We start from the raw sequence: 13,304 nt of genomic DNA, 5'->3' as shown, positions 1-13,304 counted from the left end.
GCGATTTCGACCCGCCGTCGTCGACGACGGACGGGTCCCACCTCCGGTTCGGTTCACGGGCGGTCCACGGCGCCCCGAACCAGCCGCTGAGTCCACCAGGCACCGATGAGGTCCAACAGAAGACCACCGCCCAGACACAGCAGCCCCACCGGTGTGGTGAACAAGAATTCCCAGGGGGCCCCGCCCAGGCCCGCCGACATCGCCAGGCCGACCAGGGGAAGACCACTCAGCATCACGGCGGTGGTCCTGGGGCCGGCCGTCCGAGCGGAGGCCTCAGCCCGCAACTCCTCCTGCTCGGTCAGGTTGGCCGCGAGGTCGTCCACCACCGCGGCCAGACCGGCACCGGTCTCCGACGCCACCTCCCAGCACGCAGCCAGGTACGCCAGCTCCCACAACCCCTCCTCACGTCCGGCCATGCGACGCAGGGACTCGGCGTCGGCCGGTTCTCCCACGAGTGGTCCGGCCTCGATCACGGCTACCCGAAGTGCGAGTTCGGGTGGCTGGCCCGCGCGGAGTTCGGCGGCCATGACCCGACAGAGGATGATGACGGCCCGCCGGCGTTCGGTCTCCACCCGGTGGGCCGCCAGGGGAGACCGGAACGCGGGCATCGACCACCACCGAGGACGTGGTCGTGGCAGGACCGTCGCCAGTCGGTACCGTCCGGTCCGGGGCAGTGCCCACAACAGTGCCGCCGCAGGCGCGCACACCATCAGAAGGATCACCGGCGCCATCCCCGGCCCAACCGCTCGGCCAAGTCCGCCGCCCCCGCGTGTTCGACCCGACGGCCCTCGGGGGTGAACTCCACCGCGGGTTCGGCCCGGACCAGTCCGGACTCCTCACGGCGCAGGGTCCGTACCTCGGCCAGACGCCGCCCCCGCCGGTCCCGGACCAGGTGCAGGACGAGCACCCCGGTGGCGGCGAGTTGGCTGTGCACCGCGCCTCGGTCCATCCCCGCGGCGCATCCCATCGCCTCCACCCGCGCGGGCACCTCCCCCGCCCCGTTGGCGTGGAGAGTGCCGGCGCCGCCCTCATGCCCTGTGTTCAAAGCACCTAGCAAGGAGACGATCTCCGGGCCCCGGGCCTCACCGACCACGAGACGGTCGGGGCGCATCCGTAGTCCCTGACGAACCAGGGTCTCCAGAGACACCTCACCGCTGCCCTCGATGTTGGCCGGCCGGGTCTGCAACCGAACCACGTGCGGGTGGTCGGGTCGCAGCTCGGGGGAGTCCTCGGCCAACACGATCCGTTCGTCCGGTGGCACCAGGGACAACAGACATGACAGCAGGGTGGTCTTGCCCGTCCCGGTGCCGCCGCTGATCAGGAACGGAATCCGTCGGGCGATCAGGGCCCGGAGCAGTTCGGCCCCGCAGGGGGTCAGCGTGCCGCACGCGATCAGCTCGGGCAGGCCGAAGACCCTGTTCGGTGGCATCCGCAGCGACACGCACGCGCTCTCGGCGGCGATGGGTGGCAGCACCGCGTGGAGCCTCGCCCCACTGGGCAATCGGGCGTCCACGTACGGCGAGGCCGCGTCCAACCGGCGACCGGCGCGGAACGCCAACCGTTGGGCGAGCCGACGCACCTCGTCGGCCGAGTCGAACCGGACGTGCTCGACCCGTCGCAACCCTCCACCGGTGTCCACCCACACCTGGTCGGGGCCGTTGACGAGGATGTCGGTGACGTCGGTGGTCATCAATTCCTCCAGCGGCCCCGCCCCGTACAGGTCGGCGCTCAGCGCCCGAGTGAGTTCGAGCATGTCGGTGCCGCCCAGGAGGGTTCCCTCGGCGCGCAGGGCGGTGGCCACGTTGGCGGGTGTGATCGGGGATCCACTGGCCACGAAGCGGTTGCGCACCCGCTCCAGCAGGCCTTTGCGCTGCTCCGCGGAGATCGGTCCCGGCGCCGCGGGGTCCCGCGTGGTTCCGGGGCCCGTGCCCGCCCCGCGTGGTGGAACCGAAGCCGGGTCCGGGGACCCAGCGTCGTCGGAGGCGGTCGGGGAACCGTGCCATAACCGTTCGATCCGCCTCATCCCGCCTCCCGCAGCCCGGAGAACGTCCCGACCACACGGTCCGCGTATCGGGCCAGTGGTGATCGGGGATGCCGCGCGGGCACCTCTCCCGCGGTCAGGGCCCGGGAGAGCCCGGGTTCCGGCGGCAGGTCCGCGTGGAGGTCCACCCCCAGACTCCCGGTGACCACCGAAGTGGACAGGCCACCGCGTGAACCGCGCACCACGAGCCGGAGCCGATCGGTTTCCTGCCGCAGCGCGTCGACCATGCGGGCGGCCGACACCACCGCGTATACGTCGGCGGGCACCACGAGGAGCACGAGGTCGGAGTGGTTGAGGAACACACGGGTGGCGGCGTCGAAGGACCGAGGCAGGTCGATCACCACCAAGCCGGAACCGCGCCGGGCCGAGGCCAGCACGGACCGGGCCGCGCCCACGGGTAGCGAGGTCCCCTGCCCGCCGGCGCCTCGCGCCCAGGTGAGGACGTCCACCAGGCCCGCACGGGGAAGCCCGTCCCGCAGAGCCCGCCAAGAGGTACGGGAGCGCTGGTTCACCAGATCGTTCCAACCGGTGTGCGGACTCTGCGGGGTGTGGTCGCAGCCCAGGTAGATGTCGGGTCCGCAGCCCAGGGGATCGGCGTCCAAGAGCGCGGTGGAGTGTCCGGCGCGCTCTCCGGCCAGGGCGAGGGCCACGGTGAGCAGGCTGGCTCCGGCGCCCCCGCGTCCCCCGATGACCGACACGGTGGGTGCGGGCCGACGCTCGCCGACCGCGGCGAACAGTTCGACCAGAAGCGACTCGTCGCGGGGGAGCAGGTAGATCGGTGCACCGTCGTCGAACCCGGCCCCCTTCGGGCCGGGTCCCGTGAAGCCGGGCTTCCGCGGACCGGGAGCCCGCGGACGGGACGCCGCCGATCCCGGGCCGACCGTGGCCGGTGGGCGGGGAGCGGGGCCGTCCCCGTTCGGGAGGTCCGGCGCCATGATCCGAAGGTCCGGAGCATCGGGTGAGCGGGAGGCGATCACCAACCGAGGGTGTGACGGTGGACCCGCCTCGCCCAGCGTCTCTCTCAAGTCCGCGCCGACCACGACCAGTGGCGCTCGACGCCAGGAACGCAACGCGCGTTCGGGGTCGGGGGCGACGGCCACCTCGGTCGCGGCCGCGGTGGCCAACCGAAGCAGGTCGTCAAGGAGAGCGGGGTCTGCGGTGATGATGAGGGGGCGCTGCGGAACGTCCATCGGACCTCCGGTGAGGGCGGGAACCTGCCCTTCCGACCTTGGTCGACACCGGACCGCGAAAGAAGTGGGGTGCGCGGATCTGTGGATAACTCCGAGGGATCGGTGCCGCGTGGTTCCTATGCGGCTTTTCGCCAACGCGGCGAGGCGCCGTGCCGAACGTCGCGACGGGGTGAACCTCGGCTGACGCGGCACCGAACACTGAGACCCGATCGGCCCCACCCTCGGGCGGGACGCACGTACGGGGGCTGTCGTGCGTCCCGCCCATCAGGCGAGGCGGAGCGGAAACCGCGGGCCTGCTCCCAGAGGGGGATCCGGGGCGGCCCTGGTCCGGCCCTGGGGGGACGGGTCGGCTGTTCCGCTCTCCTTGGAAGGGCCTACGGGAGTGGTCATCGAACTCCCGAGACCTTGGAGATGGTCCGCTGGTTCATGTTGATGCGAAGAACGGTCTCCGGGTCAGTCCGATCGGCATGTCCGTATTGCCGACGGTCACTCGAAAGGGACGTTCTGTCTCGGCTTTCGCCGAGGATCTCGGTCCTTCGCTCAACTTCTGGAGCAGACGCTACCACGAGTGATGCGTATGGGTTCGGGAATCCAGGGGAGAAACTTCGGTGCCCCTCTATTCGGCGCAGGAAGGTCCGTCGTACAAAGAAAGCGGACGGTGGCGCGGGTCCCATCTCGATCCAGGTCGCGGGAGCCCATGCGCGGCCGGGCCTCATAGGGCGTGCCCAAGTCTGATGGAACCGAGTCCCACCAGGTCGGACTGCGTATCGGTGAGGCCTGTGGACCCGGCGCCCCAAGGCCGGAAACGGCGCTCCGGGTCAAGGCCCGAGGCGCCGTTCGAGGTGCACGTGCAGATGCGCGTGGCATTCTTGAAAGATTGTCCAACGTTCAAGCGTGACCGAACCGATATCGAATGGTCGGTCTGCTTGTCGGTTAATGGCGGATTTTCGAAACTTGGCGGCTTTCCCGCACAAGGTCCGACATGGAGTGCGTCGAAGCGTGCTCGATCCGACTTCAGCCGCGTTTGAGAGCCTCACACGTGGCCAAGGAGTCCTGGGCGCCCGTGAACACGGCACGGCAGCAGTACACGATCCAGCCGCCGACACCCTCCGGGGTGCCCTCCATGTATCCGCGCAGCGCAGGGCCGTATTCGTCCTTCAACGTCTGGTGTCCCAGCTCGGAGGCGACCAACGACTTCGGGTCCAGCCCGCGCTCGATCAGGGTCAGCCGCTCCGCGGCGCGCGCCACCAGGCCGTCGCCCCAACCGAATGGACGGATCGCCATCAGCTCCCCGTGCACCAGTGAAGAGGTGACCAGCGCGGGTACCTTCGTGCGGGACTCCAGCAGTCGGTACAGGCCCTCCAGTCGCGCGGAGGCCACAGAGGAGCTCGGCGCGGGTCCCAGGTCCAGCGGATCCTCGACCCGTTCACCTTCCAAGCGGGGGCGGCCCAGCGCTTCCTCGGAGACCGCGTCGGCGGCGGCCAGCGTGTGCAGCCGCGCCAGGGTCTGTCGGGGCGCCTTCGGCCAGGTGTCCACCATTCCGCCCAGCTCACCGCCGATGCGCAGAGCGCCCTTGATCCGGGTGTCGTAGACGTGCCCCTCACGGATCTCGTCCATCGAGACCTCGGCGCCCTCCAACGCCGCCGACGCGCACGCGCCACGCAGGGAGGATTCCAGGGACACGTCGTTGCTGCGCCGGCGCAGGATCCGGTGGTCCCTCAGCCGGTCGACCAGGGTTCGCGTCTCATCGACCGCGTCGCTCACCCCAGGCAGCTCGGCGATCCGGGACAGTGGGTCGGACAGGGAGGCAGAACTCGATTCGCTCACGTCTCCCAACACTACGCGGCGGTAATACCGGCCGTTCACATGCCCGGCCAGGTCATGGGAAGACCGTTCATCGCGGACCGACGACCGCTCGTCGACCGTTCGGCGCTCGCCCGGCGCCCACCGCCGCTGGACCAAGACCCGGCTGTTCACGAGCTTCGGGTCGCATGATTAATTGGGTGTCAATCGCCAACGTAAGGAGAATCACAGTGGCCGACAGCACTCCCCCGAGCCAGGAGACACTGTCCAACCTTCTCCACGAAACCCGTAGCTTCCCGCCGCCGGCGGAGCTCGCCGCGAACGCCAACGTCAAGGCGGACGCCTATGACGCCGCGGCCGCCGACCGACTCGGCTTCTGGGAGGAGCAGGCCCGCAGGCTCCAGTGGGATCGCGAGTGGGACACCGTTCTGGACTGGGACCCGCCCTACGCGAAGTGGTTCGTCGGCGGCAAGATCAACGCTTCCGTCAACTGCGTGGACCGTCACGTCGACGCCGGACTCGGTGACCGCGCCGCCATCCAGTGGGAGGGCGAGCCCGGTGACAGCCGCACCCTCACCTACGCCGACCTCAAGGACCAGGTCTCCCAGGCCGCCAACGCCATCACCGCGCTCGGTGTGGAAAAGGGCGACCGGGTGGCCATCTACATGCCGATGATCCCGGAGACGGTCGTCGCCATGCTCGCCTGTGCCCGCATCGGTGCCGTGCACATGGTCGTCTTCGGCGGATTCTCCGGCGATGCCATCGGCCAGCGCATCGACGACAGCCAGGCCAAGCTCGTCATCACCGCCGACGGTGGTTACCGACGCGGCAAGCCCAGCGCCCTCAAGCCCGCCGTGGACGAGGCCGTCGCGAACCGGCCCGATGTCGAGAACGTCCTCGTGGTCCGTCGCACCGGCCAGGACGTCGAGTGGACCGACCGTGACGTGTGGTGGCATGACGCCGTCGGCTCCGCGAGCAGCGAGCACACCCCGGAGGCCCACGACGCAGAGGACCCGCTGTACATCATGTACACCAGCGGGACCACGGCCAAGCCCAAGGGCATCCTGCACACCACCGGCGGGTACCTCACCCAGGCCTCCTACACGCACTGGGCGGTCTTCGACCTCAAGCCGGAGACCGACGTCTACTGGTGCGCCGCCGACATCGGCTGGGTCACCGGCCACTCGTACATCGTCTATGGACCGCTCTCCAACGCGGCGACCGTGGTCATGTACGAAGGCACCCCGGACACCCCGCACAAGGGCCGCTTCTGGGAGATCATCGAGAAGTACAAGGTCACGATCGCCTACATGGCGCCCACCGCGATCCGTACCTTCATGAAGTGGGGCGACGAGGTCCCCGCGAAGTACGACCTGTCGAGCCTGCGCGTCATCGGCTCGGTCGGTGAGCCGATCAACCCCGAGGCCTACATGTGGTACCGGGAGCACATCGGCGGCGGCACCACCCCGGTCGTGGACACCTGGTGGCAGACCGAGACCGGCGCCATCATGGTCAGCCCGCTGCCCGGTGTCACCTCGGGCAAGCCCGGTGCCGCGATGGGCGCGATTCCGGGTATCGACGCCGACGTCGTCGACGAACAAGGCCGATCCGTGCCTGACGGCGAGGGTGGCTTCATCGTCATCCGCGAACCCTGGCCGGCCATGCTCCGCGGTATCTGGGGCGACGACCAGCGCTACAGGGACACCTACTGGTCGCGCTTCGAAGGCCTCTACTTCCCCGGCGACGGTGCCAAGAAGGACGAGGACGGTGACATGTGGCTGCTCGGCCGCGTGGACGACGTCATGCTCGTCTCCGGCCACAACATCTCCACCACCGAGGTGGAGTCCGCGCTCGTCTCCCACCCGAAGGTCGCCGAGGCGGCGGTCGTCGGAGCCGCCGACAAGGTGACGGGTCAGGCGATCGTCGGCTTCGTCATCCTGCGAGGCGGTAACGAGGAGGTCCCGGACGAGCTGGTCCAGGAGCTGCGCAACCACGTCGGCACCTCGCTCGGACCGATCGCCAAGCCCGCCCGTCTTCTCGCGGTTCCGGAACTGCCCAAGACCCGATCCGGCAAGATCATGCGGCGTCTGCTGCGCGACATCGCCGAGAACCGGGACGTCGGTGACACCTCCACCCTGACCGACTCGTCGATCATGGACGTGATCGCCAAGCAGCTGCCCTCGGTCAAGAAGGACGGCTGACGCGGAGTCGGACCACCGAAGGACCCACGGCGCCCCTCCCCCTCCCCCGGGGGTGGGGCGCCTTCGATCGCTCACTCACCACCGGAACCGAAGCACGCCGTTTTGCGTGCCGTGAGAGACATCAGTGGTACGGCATGTGCGAAGATGCGGAGGATCATCCGCGTGTTCGGACCGAGAGAAGGGAACCCCCACGATGGTGGACAAGCCGGGTACCGGCCGACCTGGCGATGCCGGAGACCCCGAACGTTCCATCGGTGAACTGGTCACCGACGCCACCGACAACCTCTCTCGGCTGGTCAAGCTCGAACTCAGGCTCGCCAAGCTTGAGGCCAAGGCGGACGCCGTCAGGATCGGCAAGAGCGTCGGTGAGTTCGGCGCCGCCGGTGTCATCCTGCACCTCGTCGCGATCCTCTTCTCCATCACCGCCGGATTCTTCCTGGCCGAGGTCTTCGGTTGGCAGTACTGGACCTCCTTCCTGGCCGTCACCGGCTTTTACCTGCTGATCGCGCTGATCTTCGTCCTGTTCGCCGTCATCAACCTGCGCCGTCGCCAGGGCCTGGCCCGTACCGCGCTCACCACCTCCCGACTGGTGGGCATCCTGCGTGGGGAGATCCGTCCGCCCAAGGACGAGGTCGAGACCACCACCGCCGGTGGGGCCACCGCCGCGGGTGGGGCCACCGCCGTCACGAACAGCTAGCGACCCGCGGGTGCTGGACGACTCGGCCGCCTATGTGGACGGTCCCTGGACCCACCGGACGGTCGGCGCCGCCGGAGCCCGGTTCCACGTGGCCGAACTCGGTGAGGGTCCGCTCGTCCTCCTCCTGCACGGCTTCCCCCAGTTCTGGTGGGCGTGGCGGGCTCAGATGACCGCCTTGGCCGAAGCCGGGTACCGGGCCGTCGCCGTGGACCTACGGGGCTACGGGGCCAGCGACAAGACCCCGCGGGGATACGACCTGGTGGGTCTGGCACAGGACATGGCCGGCCTGATCCGTGCCCTCGGCTCCGCCGAGGCCGTCGTGGTCGGACACGGGGTGGGCGGGCTGATCGGGTGGACCATGACCGCCTACCATCCGGGTGTGATCCGAGCCCTGGCGGCGGTGTCGGCGCCCCACCCCCGACGCGCCGCCCGCATCCTCTTTCCACCGGGGCCGGGCACACGGCACATGCTCCGCGCCCAACTGCCGATCCTCCCCGAACACCGACTGCTCGCCGACGGCTGCGTGCGCGTGGGCGAGCTCCTCGACGCCTGGTCGGCCCCGGGATGGCCGGACCGAGAGGCCGAGGAACGCTACCGGCTCGCCTTCTCGATCCCGAAGGTCTCGCACTGCTCGTTGGAGTACCACCGTTGGATCTTCCGGTCGGCGTGGCGCGCGGACGGACTCCGGTACGCCCACCGCATGCGTGCACCGGTGCGCGTCCCCGTCCTCCAACTGCACGGTTCCCTGGACCCGGTCTGTCCACCGAAGGTCGCTCGGTCCTCGGGCCGACTGGTCGCGGGCCCCTATCGATGGGAGTCGGTGGTCGGTGCCGGCCACTTCCCACACGAGGAGCGGCCGCGTCATGTCGACGATGCTCTCGTAGGGTGGGTGCGGGAGATCGACGGCGAGCGGCGGTGAGGCAGCGATGACGACAGGGACCGAGGAAGAACGAGACCGTAACGAGGTCGGCCGGGCACAGAACCAGCGGCCCCGTGATCGGTACGGGCGCCCGATGCCACACGGCAGTCAGGGTGAGGTCGAACGTGTGCCGGACGACGCCGAGTTCACCGTGGAGGAGGGCCTGAGCGAGGCTCAGCGGCTCTTGGACCAGGGATACGCGTTCACCGCGCACGAAGTGCTCGAAGCGGTCTGGAAGTCGTCCCCGGAACAGGAACGGGAGCTGTGGCGCGGACTGGCGCAGACCGCGGTCGGGGTCACCCACGCCCAGCGCGGTAATCGCGTGGGCGCGGCACGGCTGTTGCGCCGAGGCGCCGACCGGGTGGAGGAGTTCGGTCCGGACGCTCCACACGGCGTGGACGTGGCGGGGATCGCCGCTTTCGCGCGGGACCTGGCGGAGGATCTCGACACCGGTCGTGCGACCTCCGGGGACGATATCGACCCCTCCGGAATGCGGCTCCGCTCGGCTTAATTCCGACCGGACCGAAACCCGCTTCCCACGCGGTATGACAGGGGTTCATGAGGCCCCTGAGGCTCCTGCGGTCACATTGACTACCGAGGGTCATTTCTGATTTATGCCTGGATGCGTGCTTTGCCGTAAAAATGGTGCTATCGCATTATGCGACATTATGTGAGGCTAAAAAGCCGAACAAGGCCATTAATCCGAATCCCGAGATCACCATGGGATCACATCTTCAACCCCACTTGGGGAAATGGCGAACCGGCCCTCTTATTTACACTCCCGCGTGCGTACAATCCCCGGATCACCGCTCGTGGGTTCGTCACGCGGGCGGCGTGCACCACACAGAAAGGTGGCACCGCTTCGACCCCGACCCGCGTGATGTCGCCCCAGCTCAATACCCCTGTGGGCGGTGGAACGCATACGGCGGTGCGCGGCACCGGAGCCCAAGAGGCGGCTGTTCCGCACACCTTCGATGAGGGGGCCGAAAAGGATGTGCCCGTCTCAAGGAGGACGGATTGTCTGGGCTCAACCTCGCCACGGAAAGTGGCATGGCCTTGGCCTTGGAAGGCAGGGACCTCACCCTCGTCATCGTCGTCATGGTGGTCGCGCTCCTCGCGCTCGCCATAGCGGGGATGCTCGTACGTGAGGTACTCGCCGCCGGGCAGGGCACCGACCGAATGCGTAACATCGCGGTCGCCATTCAAGATGGCGCCGCGGCCTACCTGAAACGACAGTTCCGTACTCTCGCGGTCTTCATCGTCGCCATTCCGCTTCTACTGCTTCTACTGCACGCCGACACGTGGGCCATCGCCATCGGCCGATCGTTGTTCTTCGCCCTCGGCGCCGGACTCTCCGCGGCCACGGGCTTCATCGGAATGTGGCTCGCGGTCCGCGGCAACGTCCGCGTGGCCGCCGCGGCCCGTGGCGGTGGAGAGGAGGACGGCCGTACCGCCATGCGCATCGCGTTCCGCACCGGTGGTGTCGCCGGCATGATCACCGTCGGCCTCGGTCTGCTCGGTGCCGCGCTCGTGGTCCTCATCTACCGGGAGAACGCCCCCATCGTGCTGGAGGGCTTCGGCTTCGGCGCGGCCCTCCTCGCGATGTTCATGCGTGTGGGCGGTGGCATCTTCACCAAGGCCGCCGACGTCGGCGCCGACCTCGTGGGCAAGGTCGAACAGGGCATCCCCGAGGACGACCCCCGAAACGCGGCCACCATCGCCGACAACGTCGGTGACAACGTGGGTGACTGCGCCGGTATGGCCGCCGACCTGTTCGAGTCCTACGCGGTGGTCCTCGTCGCCTCGCTCATCCTCGGCCGTGTCGCCTTCGGCACCGAGGGGCTCGTCTTCCCGTTGTTGGTCCCCATGATCGGTGTCATCACCGCCATCATCGGAATCTTCATCGTCGCGCCCAAGGCCAAGGACAAGACCGCGATGACCGCGATCAACCGCGGCTTCTTCATTTCCGCGGCCATCTCCGCCGTCCTCGTCATCGGCACCGCCTTCTGGTACCTGCCCAGCAGCTTCGACCAGCTGAAGGGCGTCAGCGACGGAGTCCTCGAAGAGATCGCCGCCGCGGGCACCGACCCCGACCCGAGGTTCATCGCCATCGTCGCGGTCCTCATCGGACTGGTACTCGCCGCCGCCATCCAACTCCTCACCGGCTACTTCACCGAGACCGACAAGCGCCCCGTCAAGGACATCGGTCAGAGTTCCGAGACCGGCGCGGCCACCGTCATCCTGTCCGGTATCTCGATCGGCCTGGAATCCGCGGTCTACTCGGCCCTGCTCATCGCCGGTGCCGTCTACGCCGCGTTCCTCCTCGGCGGCGGCTCCATCACCCTCAGCCTGTTCGCCGTCGCTCTCGCCGGCACCGGGCTCCTCACCACCGTCGGCATCATCGTCGCGATGGACACCTTCGGTCCCGTCGCGGACAACGCCCAGGGCATCGCCGAGATGTCCGGCGACGTCGAGGGCAAGGGCGCCGAGGTCCTCACCGGCCTCGACGCCGTCGGCAACACCACCAAGGCGATCACCAAGGGCATCGCGATCGCCACCGCCGTCCTCGCCGCCACCGCACTCTTCGGAGCGTTCCGCACCTCGGTCCAGGAACGCCTCGGCGAAGGCGAGGTCTTCTCCCTGTCCCTCGACCATCCGGACGTCCTCGTCGGTGTCATCATCGGCGCGTCCGTCGTGTTCTTCTTCTCGGGACTCGCCATCATGGCGGTCGGCCGGGCCGCCCAGCGGGTGGTCCTGGAGGTGCGCAACCAGTTCCGCACCCGTCCCGGAATCATGGACGGCAGCGAGACCCCCGAATACGCGCGAGTCGTCGACATCTGCACCAAGGACTCCCTGCGGGAGCTGGTCACGCCGGGTCTCCTCGCGGTCCTCGCCCCGATCGCCGTCGGTTTCGCCTTCGGCTACGCGCCACTCGGAGCCTTCCTCGGTGGCGCCATCGCCGCGGGTGTGCTCATGGCGGTGTTCCTGTCCAACGCCGGTGGCGCTTGGGACAACGCCAAGAAGCTCGTGGAGGACGGACACCACGGAGGCAAGGGGTCGAACGCCCACGAGGCCACCATCATCGGTGACACCGTCGGAGACCCCTTCAAGGACACCGCCGGCCCGGCCATCAACCCACTGCTCAAGGTAATGAACCTGGTCGCGCTGATCGTGGCGCCCACCGTGGTGATGTACGCGGACAACGTCGTCCTCCGGGTCGGCGTGACCGTCGTCGCGGTCGGCGTGCTCGTCGGTGCGGTGCTTTGGTCGAAGAACCGCGGGTCCGGCACCGAGACCGACCTCGCCGAGATCGGTGGGCACACCACACCGAAGGGAGCCCCGGAGTCCGGTGGCGACCCCGAGACCACTGGAGACGAGAAGCCCGTGGCGGGAGACGACACCTCCGGTGACAAGGGTGAGGGCACCGAGGGGAACCGGAAGGAGGAGGCCCGCGCCGGCGACACCGGAAAGGGCTGACCCATGAACCCCGGGTAGGGAGCCCTCCTGTCTCCCGCCCTTCGTCGAGCGGCCGTCCGGGACCCCCGGGCGGCCGCTTCGTGCACGCACTTACCCTGGTGGAGCGGATATCGGTGCTGGGACAAAGGAGTTGTATCGAGGTGTCGGGAGCAAAGGGTCTGTTCATCATCCTTGGGGCCATGTTCGGCTTCATGGCGTTCATGGCCGTGGTCGCCACGGCGGTGACCCCATGAGCCGCACACTGCTCCTGATGCGCCACGCGAAGGCCGAGGACGGGTTCGGGGCGATGGACTTCGACCGTGCCCTCGACGACAAGGGGCGGGACCAGGCGGAGCGAGTCGGACGACTTCTCCAAGAGAAGGGGTACGCGCCGGACCACGTCATCTGTTCCGCTGCCGCGCGCACGCGGCAGACGCTGGACGGGGTGCTGGGCGCCATGGACCTGTCCCCGGAGGTCGACCACACCGAAGCCGCCTACCTGGCCGGTCCGGACAGCCTCCTGGAACTCGTCACCTATGTGGACCCGGCGGTGAACACCCTCCTGGTGGTCGGACACAACCCGACCATCGCCCAGGTGGCCGCGTCGTTCGTCGGCAGTCAGGCCATGACGGCGTTCTCTCCGGCCACCGTCGCCGCGGTGGATGTCGAGGTGGAGTGGCTCTACACCGCACCTGGGACGGGCACCGGCCAGGTCCTGAACTGATGTGACCCACGGCACGCAGTCTTCCGGTTGCGTAGGTCCACCGCCGGGGGTAATGTTCTCCGAGTCGCCTCCGAACGGCCCAAGGCCGCGAGGGGGACTAGATCTTCTCGATCGAAGCGAACACGGGTTCTCCGTGGACGTGATCGGATCTTCGAGTCAGACACTTCCTCTTCTTCACCGAAATGGTTCGGGCACTCCCCGAGACATGTAAGATGATGAGAGTCGCTTCAAAAGCCCAGCGGAAACGCAAAGCAGAAGAAGCACAACGGGGCC

10 protein-coding genes are annotated in these 13,304 nt (G+C 68.5%); 6 read left to right on the top strand and 4 right to left on the bottom strand.

What is annotated here, in order from left to right:
- Positions 1-53: 53 nt before the first annotated feature.
- The 4 genes from BQ8420_RS27140 to BQ8420_RS27125 form a co-directional block, all read right to left on the bottom strand.
- Positions 54-731 carry a type II secretion system F family protein gene (locus BQ8420_RS27140; RefSeq protein ID WP_087102594.1) on the bottom strand — a complete coding sequence of 226 codons (678 nt, stop codon included), beginning with the start codon at positions 729-731 and terminating at the stop codon, positions 54-56.
- Complete coding sequence (locus BQ8420_RS27135) at positions 719-2,023, bottom strand: TadA family conjugal transfer-associated ATPase (protein WP_087102592.1); 1,305 nt, start codon at positions 2,021-2,023, stop codon at positions 719-721. The genes BQ8420_RS27140 and BQ8420_RS27135 overlap by 13 nt, the downstream gene beginning before the upstream one ends.
- Positions 2,020-3,231, bottom strand: a complete 1,212-nt coding sequence (gene ssd, locus BQ8420_RS27130; protein ID WP_087102590.1) for a septum site-determining protein Ssd — start codon at positions 3,229-3,231, stop codon at positions 2,020-2,022. The genes BQ8420_RS27135 and ssd overlap by 4 nt, the downstream gene beginning before the upstream one ends.
- A gap of 1,014 nt (positions 3,232-4,245) precedes the next feature.
- Positions 4,246-5,058 (bottom strand): oxidoreductase, encoded by an 813-nt coding sequence (locus BQ8420_RS27125; RefSeq protein WP_087102589.1) that lies wholly within the window; start codon positions 5,056-5,058, stop codon positions 4,246-4,248.
- 206 nt (positions 5,059-5,264) lie between these two features.
- Here BQ8420_RS27125 and acs point away from each other — a divergent pair, with 206 nt between their 5' ends.
- The 6 genes from acs to BQ8420_RS27095 all read left to right on the top strand — a co-directional run bounded on the left by acs (position 5,265) and on the right by BQ8420_RS27095 (position 13,031).
- Positions 5,265-7,235 (top strand): acetate--CoA ligase, encoded by a 1,971-nt coding sequence (gene acs / locus BQ8420_RS27120; RefSeq protein ID WP_087102586.1) that lies wholly within the window; start codon positions 5,265-5,267, stop codon positions 7,233-7,235.
- Between the two features lie 193 nt (positions 7,236-7,428).
- Positions 7,429-7,932: a phage holin family protein gene (locus tag BQ8420_RS27115; RefSeq protein ID WP_087102584.1), complete on the top strand. Its 504-nt coding sequence runs from the start codon at positions 7,429-7,431 to the stop codon at positions 7,930-7,932.
- A gap of 10 nt (positions 7,933-7,942) precedes the next feature.
- The gene (locus tag BQ8420_RS27110; protein ID WP_087102582.1) at positions 7,943-8,851 is read left to right on the top strand and encodes an alpha/beta fold hydrolase; all 909 of its coding nucleotides are present in this window, start codon (positions 7,943-7,945) and stop codon (positions 8,849-8,851) included.
- Between the two features lie 7 nt (positions 8,852-8,858).
- Positions 8,859-9,362: a DUF309 domain-containing protein gene (locus BQ8420_RS27105; protein ID WP_087102580.1), complete on the top strand. Its 504-nt coding sequence runs from the start codon at positions 8,859-8,861 to the stop codon at positions 9,360-9,362.
- A 539-nt stretch (positions 9,363-9,901) separates the two neighbouring features.
- Positions 9,902-12,328 carry a sodium-translocating pyrophosphatase gene (locus BQ8420_RS27100; RefSeq protein WP_087102577.1) on the top strand — a complete coding sequence of 809 codons (2,427 nt, stop codon included), beginning with the start codon at positions 9,902-9,904 and terminating at the stop codon, positions 12,326-12,328.
- A gap of 229 nt (positions 12,329-12,557) precedes the next feature.
- Positions 12,558-13,031: a histidine phosphatase family protein gene (locus tag BQ8420_RS27095; RefSeq protein ID WP_087102575.1), complete on the top strand. Its 474-nt coding sequence runs from the start codon at positions 12,558-12,560 to the stop codon at positions 13,029-13,031.
- The last annotated feature ends 273 nt before the right edge of the window (positions 13,032-13,304 follow it).

This window comes from Nocardiopsis sp. JB363, from assembly GCF_900143625.1.
Classification (GTDB): Bacteria; Actinomycetota; Actinomycetes; order Streptosporangiales; family Streptosporangiaceae; genus Nocardiopsis.
Note: the sequence above shows the minus strand (reverse complement) of the source record. Positions and strands in the feature narration are given on the sequence as shown.